18 protein-coding genes are annotated in these 23,185 nt (G+C 71.9%); 7 read left to right on the top strand and 11 right to left on the bottom strand.

Features of this window, described 5'->3' with window-relative positions:
- The first annotated feature begins 16 nt into the window (after positions 1-16).
- The 4 genes from FLV34_RS16995 to FLV34_RS17010 all read left to right on the top strand — a co-directional run bounded on the left by FLV34_RS16995 (position 17) and on the right by FLV34_RS17010 (position 4,491).
- Positions 17-688, top strand: coding sequence for an amino acid ABC transporter permease (locus FLV34_RS16995; protein WP_142650547.1), 672 nt, complete (start codon positions 17-19; stop codon positions 686-688).
- Positions 685-1,563, top strand: a complete 879-nt coding sequence (locus FLV34_RS17000) for an amino acid ABC transporter permease (protein ID WP_142650546.1) — start codon at positions 685-687, stop codon at positions 1,561-1,563. The genes FLV34_RS16995 and FLV34_RS17000 overlap by 4 nt, the downstream gene beginning before the upstream one ends.
- A 79-nt stretch (positions 1,564-1,642) precedes the next feature.
- Positions 1,643-2,380 (top strand): transporter substrate-binding domain-containing protein, encoded by a 738-nt coding sequence (locus FLV34_RS17005; protein WP_168066346.1) that lies wholly within the window; start codon positions 1,643-1,645, stop codon positions 2,378-2,380.
- 53 nt (positions 2,381-2,433) lie between these two features.
- Positions 2,434-4,491 (top strand): prolyl oligopeptidase family serine peptidase, encoded by a 2,058-nt coding sequence (locus FLV34_RS17010; RefSeq protein ID WP_147943543.1) that lies wholly within the window; start codon positions 2,434-2,436, stop codon positions 4,489-4,491.
- Positions 4,492-4,501: 10 nt separating this feature from the next.
- On the opposite strand, the gene FLV34_RS17015 is transcribed toward FLV34_RS17010, so the two are convergent.
- Positions 4,502-5,170: a DUF305 domain-containing protein gene (locus FLV34_RS17015; protein WP_147943544.1), complete on the bottom strand. Its 669-nt coding sequence runs from the start codon at positions 5,168-5,170 to the stop codon at positions 4,502-4,504.
- Between the two features lie 239 nt (positions 5,171-5,409).
- Here FLV34_RS17015 and FLV34_RS17020 point away from each other — a divergent pair, with 239 nt between their 5' ends.
- Complete coding sequence (locus FLV34_RS17020; protein WP_240971911.1) at positions 5,410-7,173, top strand: LVIVD repeat-containing protein; 1,764 nt, start codon at positions 5,410-5,412, stop codon at positions 7,171-7,173.
- A gap of 278 nt (positions 7,174-7,451) precedes the next feature.
- Here FLV34_RS17020 and rny read toward each other — a convergent pair whose 3' ends face one another.
- The 3 genes from rny to recA form a co-directional block, all read right to left on the bottom strand.
- The gene (rny, locus tag FLV34_RS17025) at positions 7,452-9,074 is read right to left on the bottom strand and encodes a ribonuclease Y (RefSeq protein ID WP_142650541.1); all 1,623 of its coding nucleotides are present in this window, start codon (positions 9,072-9,074) and stop codon (positions 7,452-7,454) included.
- A 280-nt stretch (positions 9,075-9,354) separates the two neighbouring features.
- Positions 9,355-9,960 (bottom strand): recombination regulator RecX, encoded by a 606-nt coding sequence (recX, locus tag FLV34_RS42490; RefSeq protein ID WP_261985809.1) that lies wholly within the window; start codon positions 9,958-9,960, stop codon positions 9,355-9,357.
- A gap of 530 nt (positions 9,961-10,490) precedes the next feature.
- The gene (gene recA, locus FLV34_RS17035) at positions 10,491-11,591 is read right to left on the bottom strand and encodes a recombinase RecA (protein ID WP_142650539.1); all 1,101 of its coding nucleotides are present in this window, start codon (positions 11,589-11,591) and stop codon (positions 10,491-10,493) included.
- A gap of 328 nt (positions 11,592-11,919) precedes the next feature.
- Between recA and FLV34_RS17040 the strand changes: the two genes are divergently transcribed.
- Positions 11,920-12,195: a hypothetical protein gene (locus FLV34_RS17040; RefSeq protein ID WP_142650538.1), complete on the top strand. Its 276-nt coding sequence runs from the start codon at positions 11,920-11,922 to the stop codon at positions 12,193-12,195.
- 118 nt (positions 12,196-12,313) lie between these two features.
- Here the strand turns inward: FLV34_RS17040 and FLV34_RS17045 are convergent, their stop codons facing one another.
- From FLV34_RS17045 to FLV34_RS17070, 6 genes are all read right to left on the bottom strand, one after another.
- Positions 12,314-13,399, bottom strand: a complete 1,086-nt coding sequence (locus tag FLV34_RS17045; RefSeq protein WP_147943546.1) for an ABC transporter permease — start codon at positions 13,397-13,399, stop codon at positions 12,314-12,316.
- On the bottom strand, positions 13,396-14,274 hold the full coding sequence (locus FLV34_RS17050) for an ABC transporter ATP-binding protein (protein WP_142650536.1): 879 nt from the start codon (positions 14,272-14,274) through the stop codon (positions 13,396-13,398). The genes FLV34_RS17045 and FLV34_RS17050 overlap by 4 nt, the downstream gene beginning before the upstream one ends.
- Entirely contained in the window at positions 14,267-14,575 is a 309-nt protein-coding gene (locus tag FLV34_RS17055; RefSeq protein ID WP_142650535.1) for a transcriptional regulator, read from the bottom strand. The genes FLV34_RS17050 and FLV34_RS17055 overlap by 8 nt, the downstream gene beginning before the upstream one ends.
- Positions 14,575-14,952 (bottom strand): hypothetical protein, encoded by a 378-nt coding sequence (locus tag FLV34_RS17060; protein WP_142650534.1) that lies wholly within the window; start codon positions 14,950-14,952, stop codon positions 14,575-14,577. The genes FLV34_RS17055 and FLV34_RS17060 overlap by 1 nt, the downstream gene beginning before the upstream one ends.
- Positions 14,953-15,197: 245 nt before the next feature.
- Positions 15,198-15,392: a DUF3046 domain-containing protein gene (locus FLV34_RS17065; RefSeq protein WP_142650533.1), complete on the bottom strand. Its 195-nt coding sequence runs from the start codon at positions 15,390-15,392 to the stop codon at positions 15,198-15,200.
- Between the two features lie 76 nt (positions 15,393-15,468).
- Complete coding sequence (locus tag FLV34_RS17070) at positions 15,469-15,957, bottom strand: VOC family protein (protein WP_142650532.1); 489 nt, start codon at positions 15,955-15,957, stop codon at positions 15,469-15,471.
- A gap of 170 nt (positions 15,958-16,127) precedes the next feature.
- Here FLV34_RS17070 and FLV34_RS42495 point away from each other — a divergent pair, with 170 nt between their 5' ends.
- Positions 16,128-21,641 carry a DEAD/DEAH box helicase gene (locus FLV34_RS42495; protein ID WP_261985810.1) on the top strand — a complete coding sequence of 1,838 codons (5,514 nt, stop codon included), beginning with the start codon at positions 16,128-16,130 and terminating at the stop codon, positions 21,639-21,641.
- Between the two features lie 210 nt (positions 21,642-21,851).
- On the opposite strand, the gene FLV34_RS17085 is transcribed toward FLV34_RS42495, so the two are convergent.
- On the bottom strand, positions 21,852-23,177 hold the full coding sequence (locus tag FLV34_RS17085) for an MFS transporter (RefSeq protein ID WP_261985811.1): 1,326 nt from the start codon (positions 23,175-23,177) through the stop codon (positions 21,852-21,854).
- Between the last annotated feature and the right edge of the window lie 8 nt (positions 23,178-23,185).

Raw genomic sequence — 23,185 nt, forward strand, 5'->3', positions numbered from 1 at the left:
TGAGAGGAGGCCGGCGGTGGAGGCCGTCGTCGACGAGCTTCCCGTCATCCTCGGCGCGTTCTGGCTGACGGTGAAGCTCACGGTGGTCAGCGGGGTGATCTCGCTGGTCTGGGGGATCGTGCTGGCGGCCATGCGCGTCAGTCCGCTGCCGGTGCTGCGAGGGGCGGGCGCGGTGTACGTCAACGTGCTGCGTAACACGCCCCTCACGCTCATCATCGTGTTCTGCGGCCTCGGTCTGGGCACGGTGATGAGCGTCCAGTTCTCCCGGGACGACCTGTCGCTCAACAGCTTCTGGCTGTCGATCATCGGGTTGTCCGCCTACACCTCCGCCTTCGTGTGCGAGGTCGTGAGGTCCGGGATCAACACCGTGCCGCTCGGGCAGGCGGAGGCGGCCCGGGCGATCGGGCTGACGTTCCTGCAGACGCTCCGCCTGGTGATCCTCCCCCAGGCGGTGCGCACGGTCATCGCTCCGCTCGGCAGCCTGCTGAACGCCCTGGTCAAGAACACGACGGTCGCGGCGGCGATCGGCGTCATGGAGGCGGCGCTGCGGATGAAGAACCTGTTCGACGCCCACGGAGACGCGATCATTCCCATCTTCCTCGGCTTCGCCGCCGGGTTCGTCGTGCTGACCCTCCCCTTGAACCTGCTGTCCGGCCGGCTGGCCCGGCGCCTGGCGGTGATCCGATGAGCGGACGCGGCGCCACCGTCCTCTACGACGTCCCGGGCCCGCGCGCCCGCCTGCGCAACAACGTGCTGACCCTCGTGTTCGGCGTCGTCCTGCTGCTGGTGGCGTACTTCGTCTGGACGAAGTTCGACGAGAAGGGCCAGTGGGACGGCAAGCTGTGGGAGCCGTTCCTGCGGGGCGAGACCTGGACCGAGCTGATCCTGCCCGGGCTGCTCAACACGCTGGTCGCCGCCGCGCTCGCCGCGGTGCTCGCGCTGCTGTTCGGGGCCGTGTTCGGCATCGCCCGTCTGTCGGACCACCGCTGGGTGCGGATCCCGGCCGGGGTGGTCGTCGAGGCGTTCCGCGCGGTCCCGGTGCTCATGCTGATCTTCTTCGCCCAGTACGGCGGGAGCCTCGCCGGGCTGGTCGTGACCGAGTTCGCGGCCGTGGTCTTCGGTCTCACGGTCTACAACGGGTCGGTCCTGGCCGAGATCGTGCGCGCGGGCATCCTCGCCGTGCCGCGCGGCCAGGCCGAGGCGGGATCCGCGATCGGTCTGCGCAAGAACCAGGTGATGCGGCTGATCCTGCTGCCGCAGGCGGTGACCGCGATGATGCCCGCGATCGTCAGCCAGCTCGTGGTGCTGCTCAAGGACACCGCGCTCGGGTTCGTCGTGGCGTACGCCGACCTGCTGAACGCGGGCGCCCGCGTGGTGCCGGCCAACTACGCCAACCTCATCCCCTCGGTCATCGTGATCGCGACGGTCTACATCATGATCAACCTGGCGCTTGGCTACCTCGCCAACTGGCTGGAACGGCGCAGCAGGCGCAGCCGCAAGGTCGCGGCCGACCCGGCCGCCGCCGAGGCGGCCGCGGGCGGCGAGGTCGCGCTGATGCGCTGACCTGCGGGAGTCCCGGGTAAAGGGAGCTTTGCCGTGTCGCTGCTGGCGGGGGGACAGGCTCGACCTCGATATTGAGCGCGTGTGGCGTGGCGTTGCCGTGGTCGGCGTCCTTGCGGCCGCGTTCCTGACCGGTGGATGCGGGAACGCCGGCACGCTGGTGGTCGGCGTGCGCTCCGGGCAGCCGGGCCTGGTCACCCGGCTCCCCGACGGCCGCTACAGCGGCTTCGACATCGAGGTCGCGCAATACGTCGCCAGGGCGCTCGGCTACCGCGACGACCAGGTCGTCTACACGCTCGACCCCACGCGGGCCGATCTCGTCGTCGGCGCCACCGGCCCCGCGGGCTCCCGGTATGTCGCCGGCCCCTACCTCGTCACCAGCACCGACGTCCTCGTACGGGCCGGCGACCTGTCCATCCGCCGCCCGCGTGACCTCGCCCGCAAACGCGTCTGCGCCACCCGGGAGTCCGCCGGGCCGCTCGTGAAGCGGTTCGGCACCCGCTGGCGCCAGGTCTTCCTCGCCGAGGCGAACCTGCCCGCGGCCTGCGCGCCGCTGCTGGCCTCCGGCAGGACCGACGCGATCGTGGCCGACGCCCCCGTGCTCGCCGGGCTGTCGGCGCAGTATCCCGGCAGGTTCCGCTTCAGCGGCGGGTCCCTGGCCACCGAGAAGTACGGCATCGCCGCCGAGACGCCCGCGCTGCGCGACCAGGTCGAGGAGGCGCTGCGCCGGATGTTCGACGACGGCACCTGGAAGCGTACGGTGATCGACCAGCTCGGCGCGCTCGCCACCCGCTACACCACTCCCCCGTCCCTCGACTGACGCGTTGCCGCATTCACGCCCCCGGAAGCGGGCTCGTCCGGCAGGATGCGGTCATGCCCCCCACGCCTGGCCCGAGGCCGTTCTCGCCACGGCCGTCGTCCATCTCCACCGCCGACGTCGCACGCGCCGGCCGGCGGCTCGGCTTCCCGACCGTGCTGGGCGGGGAGACGTGGTGGGAGGAGGACCGCCCCGCCGAGGGCGGCCGCCGCACCGTCGTCCACCGGGCCGCCGACGGCTCCCTCACCGACCTGCTCCCCGCGCCCTGGGACGCCCGTACGCGCGTGCACGAGTACGGCGGCCGGTCCTATGTCGTCGTCCCCGGCCACGGGATCGTCTTCGCGCACCACGCCGACCAGAGGCTCTATCTCGCCAGGCCGCGCACCGGCGGCGGCCCGGGAGTGGAGCGGCCCTCTCCGGTCACGCCGGAGCCCGACGAGCCCGGCACGCTGCGCTACGCCGACCTGCGGGTCCAGGACGGCGCGGATGGTCTGCGGGTGTGGTGCGTCCGGGAACGCCACCACCACGATGCCAAGGTCACCCGCTCGATCGTGGCCATTGATCCGATCGGCGGCGAGATCGCCGAGGTGGTCACCGGCAGCGACTTCTACGCCTCGCCCACGCCGTCCCCCGACGGCCGGCACCTCGCCTACATCTGCTGGAACCATCCCCACATGCCCTGGACCGGCACCGAGCTGCGGGTCACGCGGCTGTCCGACGGCGCCACGCGGACGGTGCTGGGCGGCACCGCCGAGTCGGTCCTCGCGCCGGTGTGGTGCGACGAGCGGCGCCTGTACGCGGTCTCCGATCGGTCGGGCTGGTGGAACCTCTACCGGGCCGACATCACCGGCTCGTCGTGCGAGACCCTCTGCCCGGCGGAGGAGGAGTTCGCCGGCCCGCTGTGGCAGCTCGGCGGCCTGCCGTACGCCGTGCTGGGCGACGGGCGGCTCGCCGTGCTGCACGGACGCGGCGACCTGCGCCTGAGCGTCCTCGACCCGGAGACGCGTACGCTCTCCGATCTCGACGTCCCCTTCCAGGGCTGGGCGCCCATGCTGGACGCGGACGGCGACGTGCTCGTCGGCCTCGGCTACCGGGCGGGCGCGCCGCGTTCGGTCGTCCGGATCGACACCACCGCAGGCCCCGGAGACCCCGCCGACGGCCATGCCGACCACGGCGGGAGCGGCCTCGACCGACCTGCCGATCTGAGCCCCGGAGACCCGGCCGACGACCGCGCCGACCGTAGCCCTGGTGCCCTGGCCGCTCGGGTGGCTCGGGCCGCTCGGGTGGCTCGGGCCGCTCGGGTGGCTCGGGCCGAGGAACTGCGCCGGGAGATCGACGACGTCCCCGCCGATGCTCTTCCCACGCCTCGTGCCGTCGAGTTCGGGGCGGCGCCCGGCGTCCGCGTCCACGCGTACCTGTATCCGCCGCGACAGCCGGATGAGGGCGGCGCGCCCTACGTCGTGTTCGTGCACGGCGGGCCCACCGGGCACGCGACGAGCGAGCTCAGCCTGGACAAGGCGTTCTTCACCAGCCGCGGCATCGGCGTGATCGACGTCAACTACGGCGGATCCAGCGGATATGGCCGGGCCTACCGGGAGCGCCTGCGCGGCCGGTGGGGCGTGACCGATGTGGAGGACGTGATCGCCGCGGCCAAGTGGCTGGTCGCGGAAGGTCTCGCCGACCCCGCGCGGATCGCCGTACGCGGCGCGAGCGCGGGCGGGTGGACGGTCATGGCCGCCTGCGGCGCGTCGGACGTCTTCGCGGGCGGCGTCTCGGTGGCGGGCGTCAGCGCGCTCGGGCCGCTCGTCGCGGCCACCCACGACTTCGAGTCGCGCTATGTGGAGTGGCTGGTCGGCCCCGAGGACCGGTATGGCGAGCGCGAGCCGCTGGCCCGGGCCGACCGGGTGAACTGCCCCATGCTGCTCATGCAGGGGCTCGCCGACCCGGTGGTGCCGCCGGCCCAGTCGCGGGCGTTCGCCGAGCGCCTGCTGGCGCGCGGCGTGCCCTGCACCTATCTGACCTTCGAGGGAGAGGCCCACGGATTCCGGCGGCTGGAGACCAGAGCGGCGGCGCTCGCCGCCGAGTTGTCGTTCTACCTGCAGATCTTCCGCTGAGCGGAGCCGGTCATCCGTCCGTCCCGGCGAGAAGCGTGCGCATCCGGTCGATCTCGATGCGCTGGTCCGCATCGACATGGGTGACGAACTGGTTGATCTCCGACTCCTCGCCTCCCCCGTCACCGAAGAGCCGCTCCACCATGGTCAGCGCTCCCAGGTGGTGCTGGATCATGTACTCGTAGAAGAGCCGGTCGAACCGCGCTCCCTTGGCCTGCTCCAGCTCGGCGAACTGCGCCTCGCTGAGCATGCCGGGCATGAGCTCCCCGCCGCCGTGGTCGTGTCCCCCGCCGGAGCCCACGCTCGGCACCTGCTGGAGCCGGGCCCTGAGCCAGCGCACCATCTGGTCGATCTCGTCCTGCTGGGAGATCTCGATCCGCTTGGCGAAACGCGGGAGGTCGCTGCTCTCGCTGCGCCCGGCGACGAGCGCGGTCATGCGCAGGGCCTGCGAGTGATGCCGGATCATCCCCTGCATGAACCGCACGTCGGCGTCGGTGTACTCCCTGCTGTCGGAGCTCGGCACCTCACCGGCCGGTAAGACCTTGCTGCCCTGTCCCGGTGCCCCCGGCTGCACGACGTTCACCGTGGCGGGGGGTGCGGCGGTCTCGGCCGTACAGGCACTGATCGCGGCGGCGGCCAGCGCGAGCGCGAGAAGCTGCCGTAACGACGGGGAGGAGATCATGGCCTGCGCTCGCTTCGTCGGCGGTTGGGGGATACCGGCCAAACCGGAGGATGTGAAGGGGTATAGCACATTCGCCCCATATTCAGTTAGTGTCCCCCAAACGCCGCGTAGATCTTTTGGGTCGGGCCGGGCCCCGAGATCTGTCGCACGTCGCAATGGGTCACGCCGGCAAGATCAGAAAAGGAGGGGTGCGACCCTTGAGAATCAGTCGTGCGGCAGCACGTTGGGGGCGTGCTGGATTGAGGAAGATCGGAGTCGTCGCCGCAGGGGCGGTCCTGGTGGGCCTCCTGCCCGCCACGGCCATGGCGGACGACGCCGATCCACGAACCGGCCTGGGAGCAGGCTGGCTGGACGCTCAGCAGGCGAGCCAGGGGCTGGAACTCCTGGCCCACCGGGACAAGCCTGAAGGCTTCTATCAGGCCTCCAGCCCGGGCAACTCGTCGTTCGCGAACTCGGACATGGCCTTCAGCGGCAAGTACGCGTTCGTCGGCAACTTCACCGGTTTCAACATCTACGACATCTCGACGCCTTCCAATCCGGTGCTGACCACGTCCGTGGTGTGCCCGGGCGGCCAGGGCGACCTGTCGGTGTACGGCAACCTGCTGTTCATGTCGGTCGAGGAGACCCGGGGCAGGATCGACTGCGGCACGCAGGGCGCGAGCGGCACGGTCAACCCGGACCGCTTCCGCGGCGTCCGGATCTTCGACGTGAGCGACATCAGCAGGCCGGTCCAGGTGGCGGCCGTCCAGACCTGCCGCGGCTCGCACACCCACACCCTGGTGACCGGCAAGAACGACCCGGACAACGTGTACGTCTACGTGCAGGGCACGGCGAGCGTCCGGTCGGGTTCGGAGCTCGCGGGCTGCGCCAACACCGCGGCGACCGACCCGAACACGTCCCAGTGGCGTATCGAGGTCATCAAGGTGCCGCTGGCGGCCCCGCAGACCGCGGCGGTCGTCTCCACACCGCGCCTGTTCACCGATCCGGAGACCGGGGCGATCAACGGTCTCCAGAACGCCCCGCAGTCCCCGCAGCACCCGTCCGGCTCGTCCTGGTCGCCGTCGCCCGTCACGACACACTGCCACGACATCACGGCCTACCCGGAGATCGGGCTCGCGGCCGGGGCGTGCGCGGGCAACGGCCTCCTGATCGACATCTCCGATCCGGCCAACCCCAAGCGGCTCGACGCGGTGACGGACCCGAACTTCGCCTACTGGCACTCGGCCACGTTCAACAACGACGGGACCAAGGTCGTCTTCACCGACGAGTGGGGCGGCGGCACCGGGGCGCGGTGCCGTGTCACCGACGAGCCCTCGTGGGGCGCGGACGCCATCTTCGACATCGTCGACGGCAAGCTGAAGTTCCGCAGCTACTACAAGCTGCCCGTGCCGCAGACGAACCAGGAGAACTGCGTCGCGCACAACGGGTCGCTCGTTCCCGTGCCCGGCCGGGACATCATGGTCCAGGCCTGGTATCAGGGCGGCGTCTCGGTGTTCGACTTCACCGACTCGGCCAACCCGCACGAGATCGCGTACTTCGACCGCGGCCCGGTCAGCGCGACCTCGCTGCTCCTCGGCGGTTTCTGGTCCGCGTACTACTACAACGGCAACGTATACGGCAGCGAGATCGCCCGCGGGATCGACGCGTTCAAGCTGACCGCGAGCCAGCACCTGGACCAGGCCGAGATCGACGCGGCTGCCACGGCCACCTTCGACCGGTTCAACACCCAGCAGCAGCCTCGGGTGACGTGGCCGGCGAGCTTCCCCCTGGTGCGCGCCTACTACGCGCAGGCGCTGCGCACCGGCACCATGAAGAAGAACACCGCCGACAACGTACAGAAGTTCGTCGACCGGGCCGAGCAGTTCACGAACGGGCCGCAGAAGAACGCCGCGGTGGCGCAGCTTCGGGCCGTCTCCCACCAGCTCGACACCTCCGTCAAGGCGCAGGCGACGCTGGCGAAGGCGCTCAACGACCTCGCCGACGCGCTCAGCCTCAAGGCCTGAGCCGACGGGGGGCGCCCCACCGGGGCAGTCCCCACACGACCGGGGCCCCCGTCCAGCATTGGACGGGGGCCCTTCGCCGTGGGCGCCCCGGGCTGTGGGGCATGAGGGCCGGGACTATGCCGGCCGAGGCTTCACGCGGCGATGCTCACCGGAGGGGCGCCGCCTACCGGGCAAGGTGGGGAGCGGACGGGGCGTCGCCGAGCGACCCCCGCAGGGCAGGCGGCACCGGGCAAGGCGTACCTGCCGGGGCTTCATGGGGTGAGGCTCTCAGATGGGGCTTACCGGGCGAACTCCGTGGCACGGGACTCGCGGACCACGGTGATGCGGATCTGGCCGGGGTAGGTCAGCTCCTCTTCGACCTGCTTGGCGACGTCCCTGGCGATGACCTGGGCCTGGATGTCGTCCACGTTGTCGGGCCGGACCATCACCCGGATCTCCCGGCCGGCCTGCATGGCGAAGACCTTGTCCACACCGTCGTACGACTGGGCGATCTCCTCCAGACGCTCCAGCCGCTTGACGTACGCCTCCAGGGACTCGCGCCGGGCACCGGGGCGGCTGCCGCTGATCGCGTCCGCGGCCTGGGTGAGGACCGCCTCGACGGTCTTGACCTCAACCTCGTTGTGGTGCGCCTCGATGGCGTGGACGACGTCCTCGTGTTCGCCGTACCGGCGGGCGATCTCCGCGCCGATCATCGCGTGGCTGCCCTCGACCTCGTGGGTGAGCGCCTTGCCGATGTCGTGCAGAAGCGCGCACCGCTTGACGAGGTCACGGTCGAGCCCCAGCTCGGAGGCCATGATTCCGGCGATGTGCGCCGACTCGATCAGGTGCTTGAGCACGTTCTGGCCGTAGGAGGTGCGATAGCGGAGCTGGCCCAGCAGCGTGACCAGCTCGGGGTGCATCTCGGTGATGCCCAGCTCGACCAGGGCGTCCTCTCCCGCGCGCACGCACAGGTCCCGCACCTCGGCCTTGCTGCGCTCGTACGCCTCCTCGATGCGCTGGGGGTGGATCCGGCCGTCGAGCACCAGCTTCTCCAGCGTCAGCCTGGCCGTCTCCCGCCGGACCGGGTCGAAACACGACAGCAGCACCGCCTCCGGCGTGTCGTCGATGATCAGATTGACCCCGGTGGTGGACTCGAACGCCCTGATGTTGCGGCCCTCGCGGCCGATGATGCGGCCCTTCATCTCGTCGCCGGGCAGGTGGAGGACGCTCACCACCGACTCGGCCGTCTGCTCGGTGGCGACCCGCTGCACCGCCAGTGTCACGATCTTGCAGGCGCGCTTCTCGCCCTCCTTCCGGGCCTCGCTCTCGATCTCCCGGACGATCAGCGCGGCCTCGCGCTTGGCCTGGTTCTCGATCTCCTTGACCAGCTCCGCCTTGGCCTGCTCGGCCGTCAGGCCGGCGACCCGCTCCAGGATCTCCTGCCGCCGCTCGGCCACCCGCTCCAGCTCCTCACGGCGGTCGGCCAGCTCGGTCTCGGTCTCGGCCAGCTTGCGGGCCCGCTCCGTCTGTCTGCGCGCCTCCTCGTCAAGCCGCTGCTCACGCTCAGCAAGCCGGTTCTCGCGACGCTCGAGGTCGGAGCGCAGTTCCTTGAGCTCCGTCTTGAGGATCCGCGCCTCCTCCTCGACCTCCTTGCGCATCAGCGCTGCGCTTTCGGCGAGTGTCTCCGACTTCTTGAGGATCTCCCCCGCGTCACGCTCCGCCTTCGTGCGGATCTCCTCGGCCTCGCGTCTGGCCTGTTCGAGTTCCTCGTTGACCTCGGCCTTCACCTCGGCGAGCTGCTCGGGCGAGGGGCCGGACGGTGCGACGACGCCGGTGCGGCGCATGACTATGACGAGGGCGGCGATCATCACGAGAGCCAGCAGCACTACCGCAACCGCAAGAACGATCACGATCGTGTCCATGCGCGCTCACCCCTCACGACAACTATTGGCAGAGGTCACACGCGCAGCACGGCAGCGCCCGGTGGCGTCACCAGGACAAATATCGTCGCAATGCCCGGACGCCCCAAGGGGCGGCCGATATGGCCCGGAGGCCGGTCAATGTCTCTCGTCCGTCGTGGTTCACCGTTATGGCAATCCGCGCTGCGCGGAGTAACTCCTCACTGCGGTCGAGATTAAGCGTCAGAGAGGTAACGAGCAAGCAAAGATGCCCTGTCAAGTGACTTTTGCGTGGTGCGATGGCTCACTCGAAGGTCTCCGGAAGCCCATCTGACGGGCTGCCTTCGGCCTCGATCGCCTCTCGGACCACGCGGAAGGCCAGCCCCGGCGAGTAGCCCTTGCGGGCCAGCATGCCGACCAATCGTCGCATGCGAGCCTGCGGCTCCACCCCACGGGTGGCGGCCAGCTTCCGGTCGACGAGCCTGCGTGCGGTCTCGGCCTCCTCGTCCGGATCAAGCTGCCCGACGGCGTCCTTGACCGTCTCCTCGGCCACGCCACGCTGCCGCAGTTCCTGCGCGAGCGCGCGGCGGGCCAGCCCGCGACCGGTGTGCCGGGAGCTCACCCACGCGGCGGCGAACGCCTTGTCGTCGATGAGCCCGACCTCGGAGAACCGCTCAAGCACGGCGTTCGCCGCATCCTCGGGCACGTCCCGCTTACGCAGGGCGTCCGCTAGCTGAGCCCGGGTCTTGGGGGCCATCGTGAGCAGCCTCAGGCAGATGGCCCTGGCCACCGCCTCCGGGTCGGCCGGCGGCCCCGCGCTCGCCGCGGTGCCCTCCTCCGGCCCGTCAGGAAGCCACCCGTCGGACCTCCTACGCTTCCCCCGGCGTCCCGGCGTGCCCGGCTCCCCCAAGCCGGCCCAATCTCCACGGCCTGCCAGGTCTCCCGGCACGCCCGGTCCCTCCGAGCCTGCCCAATCTCCACGGCCTGCCCGGCGTCCCGGCGCGGCCGACTCCCCCGGGCTCGCCCAGTCTCCCGGCGCGGGCCGGTCTCCCCGTGCGCCCGGCTCTTGCAGCCTTGCCCGGTCTCCGCGCGTGCGGCCACGTCCCTGGCGTCGGCGGCCGATAGGGCCGGCTTCCTGGCCCGCCTCCGCCCGCCCGCTCGCCTCGCGGCCGATCTCCTGCCCGCCGATCCTCGAACGCCCGTTTTCCGCACGCCCGGTCTCCGTACGCGCGTTGCCCGCACGCCCGGTCTCCGCACGCCCGCCGTCCGTACGCCCGCTTTCCGCGCGCCGGATCTGCTCGCGGAGGGCGGCGATCGTCGCGGAGACGTCCTCAGCGGGCCTCTGCGGCTCTTCGGCCGGCGCCCAGGGTCCCGAGTTCCAGTCCCCCGGCCCGATCTCGCCGTCCGGGCCAGGGGGCTCGTCGCGCCTCATGCCTGCGCTCAGACGTCACCCGGCTTGGGCGCACTGGCCGCCTTGCTGCCCCGGCCGGAGGTGGGGGCGGCCGGCGTCGCCGGGGCTGCGGGGGGCTCGCTCGGCGTGTCGAGCCGCGGCCCGACTCCGAGCTTCTCCTTGATCTTCTTCTCGATCTCGTTGGCGATGTCGGGGTTGTTCTTGAGGAAGTTGCGGGCGTTCTCCTTGCCCTGCCCGAGCTGGTCGCCCTCGTACGTGTACCAGGCGCCGGCCTTGCGCACGAACCCGTGCTCGACGCCCATGTCGATCAGCCCACCCTCGCGGGAGATGCCTACGCCGTACAGGATGTCGAAGTCGGCCTGGCGGAAGGGCGGGGCCATCTTGTTCTTGACGACCTTCACCCGGGTCCGGTTGCCGACCGGCTCGGTGCCGTCCTTGAGCGTCTCGATCCTGCGCGCGTCCAGCCGCACCGACGCGTAGAACTTCAGCGCCTTGCCACCCGTGGTGGTCTCGGGGCTGCCGAACATGACGCCGATCTTCTCGCGGAGCTGGTTGATGAAGATGGCGGTGGTCCGGGTCTGGTTCAGCGCACCGGCGATCTTGCGCAGGGCCTGCGACATCAGGCGGGCCTGGAGACCGACGTGGCTGTCGCCCATCTCGCCCTCGATCTCGGCCTTCGGCACGAGGGCCGCCACCGAGTCGATCACGATGATGTCGACGGCGCCGGAGCGGATCAGCATGTCCGCGATCTCCAGCGCCTGCTCACCGGTGTCCGGCTGGGAGACGAGCAACGCGTCGACGTCGACGCCCAGCTTCTTGGCGTACTCGGGGTCGAGGGCGTGCTCGGCGTCGATGAACGCGGCGATGCCGCCGCCCTTCTGGGCGTTGGCCACGGCGTGCAGGGCGACCGTCGTCTTACCGGAGGACTCTGGGCCGTACACCTCGACGATCCGGCCGCGGGGATAGCCGCCGATGCCGAGGGCGACGTCGAGAGCGATCGAACCGGTGGGGATGACCTCGATCGGGGCACGCGCCTCGTCTCCGAGGCGCATGACACTGCCCTTGCCGAACTGCCGCTCGATTTGCGCGAGGGCGGTCTCAAGGGCCTTCTCGCGGTCGTTGATTGCCATTGGGTGCCCCCTGAAGGGTGTCGTCTGCTCGGTCACCGAAAAGCTACGGGGTGCCACCGACATTTTCCGGAGCTTCCCGCACACCGCCCCGAGAGGTGGGCCGGGAGCCTGTCGCGCCCCGGCGACCTGACGGCGCGCACCCCGGCGGCGACCAGTCCAATATAGCCGAACGACTGTTCGATCACATGCGGAACCGCGGCCGAGCCGGGGACGAACGGCGTCCCAACCGTGCCGTTACATTCCCGGGCCTTACCCTGCCGTGGTTGTCAGCGCGCTGACCTGCGACGATTCTTGTAGCGAAGCTGGATCTCCCCGCTGGAGGGGCTACGTGACGGGCACCGGCGACTACAGCCGACAGCGTCTGGCCCGCCTTGAGGCGCTCGCGGCGCGACTGTCCGGGCAGGGTCTTTCCGCGCGGCTGCTCGGCACGGACGATCCGGTCCTGTCCGTCCGGCACCCCGGCACCGGCAGGCAGACGATCGTCTTCGCGACGCCCTCCGGGGAAGGATGGATGTTCCTGTGGGCTCCGGGCGGCCAGGAGAGCGCCGACGACCCCGGCCGTGCGGCCGAGCTGATCGGTCAGGCCCTCTCCCGGCCCCCATGATCCTCCGTCCGCGCCCCGCCGGGAGCGAACGCCTCGCCCCCGCCGTCAGAGAACGCCTCACCCCCCGCCGGGAGCGAACGACCTCGCCCTGCTACCAGCGAACGGGTTCACCCTGCCGTCAGCGGACGACCTCGCCCAGCTTCCCCCGGGCGCCGGTGCGGAGCCCCGCCCGCTGATAGACGCGGGCCGCGCCCAGCAGGACGGCCACCACGGCCACGACCATGAGCACCGCGGCGATGAGGATCTCCACCAGCGGCACGTCGACGGCCGCCGTACGGACGGGCATGACCATCGAGGAGAACGGCGGCACGAACGACAGCACGCGCGCGACCGTGCCCGTCGGCTCGACGGCGGCGAAGTAGGCCGTCAGGTAGGTGAACATCATGAGCATGGTCATCGGCGTCAGGACGCTGTTGAGCTCCTCCTGCCGCGACACCAGGGAGCCGAAGGCGGCGGCGAGCGCCGAGAAGAAGGCGTAGCCCAGCACGAACCAGACGACCGCGCTGACCACGATTCCCCCCATTCCGGGCGGCAGGTCGGCCGTGAAGCCGGTCGCGGACGACGCCGACAGACCGGCGGCGATGACCACGACAAGGTTGACCAGCCCCAGCGCCCCCAGCCCGACGATCTTTCCGCCCAGGAGCTGCCAGGGACGCACCGAGGTGAGCAGGATCTCCACGATGCGGCTGCCCTTCTCCTCGACCACGCCCATCGCGACGAACATCGAGGAGTAGATGAGCAGGAAGAACAGCACCATCACGATCAGGGTGGCGATGCCGGTGCGCACGCCCTGATAGCGGGCGTCGGCGCCGACCGACTCCACCGTCAACGGCGTGATCGTGAGACCGGCCGACTTGATCTGCGCGTCGCGGTGGGCGCTCTCCAGGATCAGTCCCAGCCGCTGGTCGAGTTCGCCGTTCGCGAGGACCTTGTTTCCATTGATCAGGGCCGCGTCGAGGTCCCCGTCGACCACGGCCTTCCGCGCCGCCGCCTCGTCCGGCAGCCGGGAGTACGCGAGCTGGGCCGCGGGCGGGGGCGCCTCGCCCACCACGCCGACGTCGTAGGTGTCGTCGCCACCCAGGACCTTCGGCAGGAACGCGAGCGCCGCCACCAGGACCGCGCTGACCGCCAGACTGATCAGGTACGACTTCGTCCTGATGCGCGTGCGGATCTCCCGCTGGGCCACCAGCCACAGGCCGTTCATGCCACCGCCTCCCTGAAGATCTCGGCCAGCGTCGGCTGCCTGCGGCCGAAGTGCTCGACCCGGCCGGCTCCCATCGCCGTACGCAGGATGTCCTGGTCGTCGCCCTCGTCGCACAGCAGGACGTCGCGGTCGCCCTCGCGGGTGAGCTCGCCGGGCAGGCCGTCGGCCCAGCCGGGCGCGGCGTCCCTGACCACGACCCGCAGCACCCCGCGGCCCTCCCTCTCGCGCAGCTCGCCGACCGGTCCGTACGCCACCATCCGGCCCGCCGAGATGATGCCGACCGAGTCGCAGAGCTGTTCGACCAGGTCGAGCTGGTGACTGGAGAAGATCACCGGCACGCCCGCGGCGGCGCGGTCCTTGAGCACCTCCGCGAGCGCGTCGACCGCCAGCGGGTCGAGGCCCGAGAACGGCTCGTCGAGGATCAGGACCGCCGGTTCGTGGACGAGCGCGACCGCGAGCTGCACCCGCTGCTGGTTGCCGAGCGACAGCGCCTCCACGGCGTCGTCGCGCCGCTCGACCAGGCCGAGCCGTTCGATCAGGGCGTCGGTGGCCGAGCGCGCGGCGGCCGGGGCGAGCCCGTGGAGCCTGCCGAAGTATTCGATCTGCTCGGCGACCTTCATCTTCTGGTAGAGGCCGCGCTCCTCCGGCATGTAGCCGAACGTCCGGCGGTCGTCGTACGTCAGGGGGCGACCGCCGAGGCGCACCTCGCCGGAGTCGGCGTCGAGCACGCCCATGACGATCCGCATCGTCGTCGTCTTGCCCGCGCCGTTGGCGCCGACGAACCCGAACATCTCGCCCGGCCGTACGGCGAAGCCCACCCCGTCGAGGGCGGTCTTGTCTCCATAGCGTTTGCGCAGGCCGTCGATTTCAAGCACGGGGGGTTGCCTCCACAATCCGTCGCAGAACGTCCATGTAGGTCTCGAAGGCCGCACGCCCCTGATCGGTCAGCGAGAGCCAGGTGCGCGCCCGCTTGCCGACGAAGGTCTTCTCCACGTGGACGTAGCCGGCCTCTTCGAGCGTGAGGATGTGCTTGCTGAGCAGCGAGTCGCTGACCTCGATGGTGTCGCGGAGGAAGCGGAAGTCGGCCTTGTCCGCCGCCGCCAGGGCCGCCATGATCGACAGCCGCACCGGCGCGTGGATGATCTCGTCGAGCTCGTGGCGTGGATGGACTCTCATCAGCTCCTCATCAGGCGGAGTCCGCCGTACACCAGGGGCAGCCCGGCGAGCACCGACAGCGCGACGAGCACCACCGTCCAGCCCGTATCGGGCCGGTCGGGACGCAGGCACATGCCGACGACGAACGGCACCATCATCGTCACCACGTACGCGGCCGAGATCGGCCTGTTGATCTGCTTCAGCAGCCGGTTGTGCACCCGCAGCCGGGCCCAGTACACGCACAGGGCGACCGTCAGGATGATCCACCCGACCCCGGCGAGCATCGGCAGCGGCCGGCCACCGAGGAACATCGCCGGCCAGTAGAGCATCGTGGCCAGTCCCACGAGCAGGTATGCCCGCCCGGGCCCGCGCGATGAATGCCTGACCTGCCGATCCACGCGCCCTATCTCCTGAAGCGCCTCATCGGGACTGAAGTGATCTCCGGTCATGCCCTTCCTCCGTGTTCATCCAGTCAACACGCTAGCAAGCACTCAACCGTCGTTCAAGTGATTGCCATAGGCGACGGAAGGCATGGGGCATGGACGAATCGGCGTGTGGCGGGACCACACCGCCGCGGCGCGGGACGGAGGCCGCCACGGAGCGACAACGCCCGCGCGGCCCGCCGCTCAGAAGGAGAGAGGAATCAGCGCAGCCTGGGGTCCACGTCGACCTCCTGGCAGACGGCCTGCCAGACCCGCTTGGCCGCCACGCCCTCCGCGAGGGCCTGCTCGACCGTACGCCCGCCGAGCCCGGAGATCACGTAGTCCTTCGCCCACGACTCCGCGTACGCCTCACCGAAGTGGCGGCGCATCCTGTTCCAGAAGTCTGTGAGGCGCATGCGTTCAGTATGACGCCGCGGCCCGGATGCTCGTCCGGGCCGCGGGCGCCTTCCACCCCGCTGTCGGGAGACGGGGTCACATGACGCGGGAGCCGTACATCTCGCCCAGGGGATCGGCGAGCAGTTCCAGGCGCGCGCCGTCCGGGTCGCGGAAGTAGATCGAGGCGCCGCTCTCCACCTGGTAGGGCACCCCGGCGGCGTCGAGCTTGCCGCGCAGGCGCTCCCACGTCGCCCGCTCCACGGAGATCGCGATGTGGTGGAGCCCGCCGAGAACCTCCTTGTACGGCTCCAGGTCGAGGCCGGGGAGGTCGAAGAAAGCCAGCAGGTTGCCGTTGCCGATGTCGAAGAAGAAGTGGTTGGACCCGCGGTAGTCGCGGTTCTCGAAGATCTCGGTCAGCGGGAACTCGAGGAGCTCCTGGTAGAAGCGGATGGTCCGCTCGACGTCGGACGAGATCAGTGCGAAGTGGTGCAGACCCCTTGCGCTGCTGGGGGCACGGCGCTCGCTCAGGTAGCGTTCGCGAATCCGCGCGCGCTCCGCCTCGATGGCCGCGTAGTCGATTTCCATACTGAGGAAGCATGTCCCGACAGCGGCATCTCGTACCAGACGCGTAAAGGGAGCAGCCGCGTTCGCCGTCTCCTCCGTTCCGGCGCGCTCCGCTCCCGGCGATGCCCGTCGCCCGGCGGCGGGATGGCGGTGCGGCGTTTTCTGTCGGTGGGGCGATGCATGATGGGCAGGTGGGTGCGCTCGACGGATTCAGCCCGGTGACCAGGGAGTGGTTCACCGGCGCCTTCGCGACGCCGACCGCCGCGCAGGAGGGCGCGTGGTCGTCGATCGCGCGCGGTGAGAACACGCTCGTGGTCGCGCCCACCGGGTCGGGCAAGACGCTCGCCGCCTTCCTCTGGGCCGTCGATCGCCTCGCCGTCGAGCACACGACGGGCCCGGCTTCGCCGGGAGCCGAGGCGGACCGTCCTTCCTCGCCGGGGGCCGAGGCGCGGGGGCCAGGCGGCCGCCGCGGTGCGCGACGCGGCCGGAAGGGCGACGCGGGGCCGCCCCGGCCCTGCCGGGTCGTGTACGTCTCCCCGCTGAAGGCTCTCGCGGTGGACGTCGAGCGGAACCTTCGGGCTCCGCTCACGGGCATCCGGCAGACGGCGCTGCGGATGGGCCTGCCCGCCCCCGACATCTCGGTTGCGATCCGTTCCGGAGACACCGCGGCCGAGGAACGGCGTCGTTTCGCGGCCCGGCCGTCCGACATCCTGATCACGACGCCCGAATCCCTGTTCCTGATCCTCACCTCGCAGGCGCGCGAGGCGCTGCGCGGCGTCGAGACCGTGATCGTGGACGAGGTCCACGCCGTCGCGGGGACCAAGCGCGGGGCGCACCTCGCGCTGACCCTGGAGCGGCTCGACGCCCTGCTGCCCGCTCCGGCCCAGCGCATCGGCCTGTCGGCGACCGTACGGCCGGTCGAGGAGGTGGCGACGTTCCTCGGCGGGTCCCGTCCGGCCACGGTCGTGCAGCCGCCCTCCGAGAAGGTCATCGAGGTCGACGTCGTGGTGCCGGTCGAGGACATGACCGAGCTGGCACCGCCTCCGCCCGGCGCCGACGGCGAGTCGCCGGAGCACCGCAGAAGCATCTGGCCGCATGTCGAGGAGCACCTTCTCGACCTGATCGAGGCCCATCGGTCCACGATCGTCTTCGCCAACTCGCGGCGTCTGTCGGAGCGTCTGTGCACCCGGCTCAACGAGCTCGCCTGGGAACGGCGCACCGCACCCGCGCCGGGCGACAGTCCGAGCCCGGGGGATCCGGCCCACTGGTCGGACGCCTTCGAGGAGTTGCACGCGCGATGGTCGGGTCTGCGCGAAGACCCCGATGCTCACCCCTCGGACACCGCGCACGCGGACACCGCGAACGGGAACACCGCGAACGGGAACACCGCGCACGGGGACACCGAGCACGCGGACGCCTCGTGGCCTGAGCCGCCCCGCGGGGACGTCCGGCGGACCGGCCAGGCGGCCATGCCGTCGGAGCTGATGGCCCAGGCGGGGGCCTCGGGCGGCGTGATCCCCGAGGTGGTGCGCGCGCATCACGGCTCCGTCTCCAAGGAGGAGCGGTCCCAGATCGAGGAGGCGCTGAAGTCGGGCCGCCTGCCCGCCGTGGTCGCCACCTCCAGCCTGGAGCTGGGCATCGACATGGGCTCGGTCGATCTGGTGGCCTGTGTCGAGGCGCCGCCCAGCGTGGCGAGCGGCCTGCAGCGCATCGGCCGCGCCGGACACCAGGTCGGGGCCGTGTCCCGTGGCGTGATCTTCCCCAAGTATCGGGGTGACCTGGTCCAGACGGCCGTCGTGGCCGAGCGCATGCGCGCGGGGCAGATCGAGGAGATCCGCTATCCGCGCAACCCCCTCGACGTGCTCGCCCAGCAGATCGTCGCGATGACCGCACTAGACGAGTGGACCGTCGACTCGCTGGAGACGCTGGTGCGCCGGGCCGCGCCGTACGCCACGCTGCCGCGCAGCGCGCTGGAGGCGACGCTCGACATGCTCGCCGGGCGCTACCCGAGCGAGGAGTTCGCCGAACTGCGGCCGCGCATCGTCTGGGACAGGGTGACGGGCACCCTCCAGGGCCGTCCCGGGGCCCAGCGCCTGGCGGTGACCAACGGGGGCACCATCCCCGACCGCGGGCTGTTCGGCGTGTTCCTGGTGGGCGAGAAGGCGTCGCGCGTGGGCGAGCTGGACGAGGAGATGGTCTACGAGTCCCGCGTCGGCGACGTGTTCGTGCTGGGCGCGACCTCGTGGCGGATCGAGGACATCACCGCCGACCGGGTGCTGGTCTCCCCCGCTCCCGGGCAACCGGGCAAGCTGCCGTTCTGGCACGGCGACACGCCGGGCCGGCCCGCCGAGCTCGGCCGGGCGATCGGCGCGTTCCTCCGCGAGCTGTCCGCCGCCGGGGCGGGCGGCCGGGGCGACCCGGCGAAGGTGCGCGAGCGCATCCGCGCGGCGGGGCTCGACGACTACGCCGTGGGCAATTTGCTCGCCTACCTCGCCGAGCAGCGGGAGGCGACGGGCTATGTGCCCGACGACCGCACGCTCGTGGTCGAGCGGTTCCGCGACGAGCTGGGCGACTGGCGCGTGGTGATCCACTCCCCCTTCGGGGCGCGGGTCCACGCCCCCTGGGCGCTGGCCATCGGGCGGCGGCTGCGCGAGCGGTACGGCATCGACGTTCAGGCCGTCCACTCCGACGACGGCATCGTGCTGCGCGTGCCCGACACCTTCGAGGACGCGCCGACCGACGTCGCGGTGTTCGACGCCGAGGAGATCGAGGAGATCGTGATCGAGGAGCTGGGGGGCTCGGCTCTGTTCGCCTCCCGGTTCCGTGAGTGCGCCGGACGCGCCCTCCTGCTGCCCCGCCGCTCGCCCGGCAGGCGCAGCCCGCTGTGGCAGCAGCGCCAGCGTGCGGCCCACCTGCTCGGCGTCGCGAGCAAGTACGCCGGGTTCCCGGTGGTGCTGGAGACGATGCGCGAGTGCCTGCAGGACGTCTTCGACGTGCCGGGCCTGGTGGAGCTCATGCGCGACGTGGCCGCCCGCCGGGTGCGGGTGGTCGAGGTGGAGACCTCCCAGGCGTCCCCGTTCGCGGCGTCCCTGCTGTTCAACTACATCGGCGCGTTCATGTACGAGGGTGACGCGCCGCTGGCCGAACGGCGGGCGCAGGCGCTCGCCCTCGACACCGCGCTCCTCGCCGAGCTCATGGGACAGGCCGACCTGCGGGAACTGCTCGATCCGGATGTCGTGGCCGAGACCGAGCGCGAGCTGGCGCGGCTGGACAGGCCGCTGCGCGACGCCGAGGACCTCGCCGACCTGCTGCGCTCGCACGGCCCGCTGCTCGCCCAGGACGTCTCGATCCGTGAGGGAGACCCCGGCTGGCTCGCCGACCTGGAGCGGGCGCGCAGGGCCATCCGGGTGCGCGTGGCGGGCCACGAGCAATGGGCCGCGGTGGAGGACGCCTGGCGGCTGCGCGACGCGCTCGGGGTGCCGTTGCCGGTGGGCGTCCCGCATGAGTTCCTCGAAGCGCCCCTCGCGGGTGGGTCCGGCGCGGCGGGCCGGGCCGCCGCCCCCGATCCGCTCGGCGACCTGGTCGCGCGCCACGCCCGCACTCGTGGGCCGTTCGCCTCCGGCACGGCCGCCGCGCGCTTCGGTGTGGGCGTGGCGGTGGTGGACGAGGCGCTGCGCCGTCTCGCGGTGGCGGGCAGGGGGGTCGCGGGCGAGTTCCGCCCCGGCGGCCGGGGCGAGGAGTGGTGTGACGCCGGGGTGCTGCGGCTGCTGCGGCGGCGGTCGCTGGCGCGGCTCCGCAAGGAGGTCGAGCCGGTCCCTCCGGAGACGCTGGCGGCGTTCCTGCCCGCCTGGCACGGCATCGTCCCGCAGAGCGGCGCACCGGCCGGCAGCGGCCAGGGCGGCAGTTGGCAAGGCGGGACCAGCGCCGGCCAGACCGGCGGCGCACAGCGCGGACCCGGCGGCCAGGGCGGCGGCCGGCAGGGTGGGACCGGCGGCGGGCAGGCTGAGGGCTGGCACGCCGGAGGTCGGCAGGGCGGCGGCGCGCAGGCTGGTGGCTCGCAGAGCGGACCGGGCGGCTGGCAGGCCGGCGGCGGGACCGGGCTCGCGGAGCCCGGCGCCCACGGCGGCCAGGGCCACGGCTCGGCGCGGGCCATGGACGCGCTGATCACGGCGATCGAACGGTTGCAGGGGGCGGCCGTCCCCGCTTCCGCGCTGGAGTCGCTGGTGCTCCCCGCGCGGGTGCCCGGATACTCCCCCGCGCTCCTCGACGAACTGACCTCGTCAGGAGAGGTCGTCTGGGTGGGCCAGGGGTCCCTGCCCGGCGGCGACGGATGGGTCGGTCTCTACTTCGCTGACACCGCGCCCCTGCTGCTCCCCGAGCCGTCGGAGATCAGCATGACTCCGCTGCACGAGCAGATCCTGGAGATCCTGAGCGGGGGCGGCGCGCTGTTCTTCCGCGAGCTGTCCAACCGGATCGCGGCGGCGGCGCTCGGCGATGCGGTGCCGCCTCTGTCCGGCCCTGACGCCGCCTCGGCCCGCCGGGCCAGAATCCTCGGCCGCGCCACCGGCGCCCCGCAGCCGGGAGCCATCGGCCCGACGCCGGGGGTCACACCCGCGAACACGACACCGGACGTCACGCCTGGAAACGCGGCGGCGGGTACCGTGCGCGGGGACACCGAGCGGGGTGTCACACCCGGCCGTGCGACGCCGGGTGGCGCACCCGCGAGCACGACACCGGATGTCAGGCCTGGAAACGCGGCGGCGGATACCACGCCCGGGGACACCGCACGGGGTGTCACACCCGGGAACGCAGCGCCGGACGACACGACTCTGGCGGCGGCCCTGTGGGACCTTGTCTGGGCCGGCCGGATCACCGGCGACACGCTCGCCCCGCTTCGCTCGACGCTGGGCACCGGGCGGCCCGCCCACCGGCCACCGGCGACCAGGCGCCACCGCGCGGTGCTGCCGACGAGAAGCGGCCCGCCGACCGTGAGCGGCCGATGGTGGCTGCTGCCCGCACCGTCGGCCGACGGCACTCAGCGGGCCCACGCCCAGGCCGAGGTCCTGCTGGAGCGGCACGGCGTGCTGACGCGGGGCGGCATCACCGCCGAACGCCTGCCCGGCGGCTTCTCCGCCGTCTACCAGGTGCTGCGCGCGTTCGAGGAGAGCGGCCGGTGCCGCCGGGGCTACTTCGTCGAAGGTCTGGGCGGCGCCCAGTTCGCCCTGCCGGGCGCGGTCGACCGCATGCGCGCCATGTCATCCACACGGTCCTCCGCGCAGTCGTCCACACGCCCCGATCCGGCCGAGGACCTGTGGTCGATCCCCGCCCCGCCGCCGCCCCGCCGTGCGGTCGTGCTCGCGGCGACCGACCCGGCCAACCCCTACGGCGCGGCCCTGCCCTGGCCGGACCGCGCCGACGACGTGGCCCACAAGCCGGGCCGCAAGGCGGGCGCGCTGGTGGTGCTGGTGGAGGGCACGCTGATCCTCTACGTGGAGCGCGGCGGGAAGACCCTGCTCTCGTACGGGCCCGAGGAGGACCTGCGGCCGGCCGTGCAGGCCCTGGCCGTCGCCGTGAAGCGGGGGGCCCTGGGGAAGCTGACGGTCGAGCGGGCGGACGGCACCGCCATCACCGACTCGCCCCTGGCGCAGGCCCTGGAAGCCGCCGGGTTCCATCCCACCCCACGCGGCCTGCGCATCCGCAGCTAGCCGAGGGCCCGACCCACCGGGCGATACTCGGCGGGGTCCGTCGCGTCCAGCAAACGTGATCACGTCCGTGGCCCGGCAGGGCTCCGGCCCGGCGCGCGTCCTGGCACAGTCCCGGCGCAACTCCGGAACGCGTCCGGGCACGGCGCAGGCACGCGGCCGGGCACCGTGCTGCGCACGGCGTTGGGCGCACGGTGTCCGTCAGGCACTGTGTCAGGCACGATGCTGGGCACGATGCTGGGCACGGTGCCGCGCCAGGGCCGGCAGCAGGGTGCCGACCGAGACGGCGACGATGCCCGCGCCGAAGATCTGGAACGTCGCCTCCGCTCCCAGCCGCTGTGCGACGAACCCCGCGGCGACGGCGGGCAACGAGATCGCGGCATAGGCGACGATGTAGAAGGCGGCCATGACCCGAGCCCGGCCGTCCGGCGGCGCGGCGGCACCGACGGTGCGCAGTGCGCCGAACATCGCGAAGCCGACGCCGATGCCGATCACCACGCTGGCCGCGACGAACAACACGGCGCTGTCGGCGGACAGCGACCACGCCATCGACGCGATGCCCCCGATGAGCGCGAGCGTCCCCCAGACGATCTGGACGGCCGGGGGCAGCGCCCGCGCGACCAGGGGCGGCACCGCCGACGCGCCTCCCAGAGCCAGGATGGCCAGACCGGCCGCGAGCGGGCTCGCGGTGTGGAGGAGAGCGGGGGCCAGCGTGCCGGCGAGTCCCAGGTAGATGCCGATGATCGACCAGGCGCAGGTGATCGCGAGGCCCGCGACGACGAACGGCGCGCGGATCTGCCGTGGCACGCCCGGTGTCGCGATCCGGAGCCCGGAGCGTGACACCCGTGGCACGGTCTCGGGGACCGTCGTCATGCCCAGCAGCAGAACGGCGACCAGCACGGCGAGCACGACGAACGGGGTGACCAGCGGTGCCGGCGCGAACTGCAGGAGCACCGCGCCGAGCAGACCGCCGGCCCCGACGCCCAGGGCGCTGGCGACGACGTTGGCGAGACTGGCCGTGGCCGGATCGCGGCCCTGCCGCAACTCCAGCAGGGCGGCGCCGGACGCGCTGATCGCGATGCCGGTGGCCAGCCCCTGCACCGCGCGGGCGGCGAACAGCCAGGCGGCGCCGGACGCGAACCCGAACAGGCCCATCGCGACGAGCAGGCCGGACAGGCCCGTCATGACGACCGGCCTGCGGCCCCAGGTGTCGGAGACCCGGCCGAAGACCAGCAGCGAGGCCAGCACCCCCAGGCAGTACGTGGCGTAGATCAAGGTCACGGTGGAGGTCGGCAGATGCCATCGGACCGCGTACAGCCTGTACAGCGGAGACGGCACGGCCGACGCGGCGAGGCAGAGCCCGATGACCCCCGCCGTCAGCGCGAACGCGGGCCCGGACGCCTGCCGTCTCGCCGACGGACCAGCCGACGCGGCAGCCGTCGAAGCAGGCGACGTAGTGGGCGACGTAGTGGGCGACGTAGTGGGCGACGCGGCAGCCGACGGATCAGGCGACGAAGCAGTGGAAGTCGCGTTGTTCACGCCTATCA

It is taken from the genome of Microbispora sp. CSR-4 (assembly GCF_008033685.1).
Taxonomy (GTDB): Bacteria; Actinomycetota; Actinomycetes; order Streptosporangiales; family Streptosporangiaceae; genus Microbispora.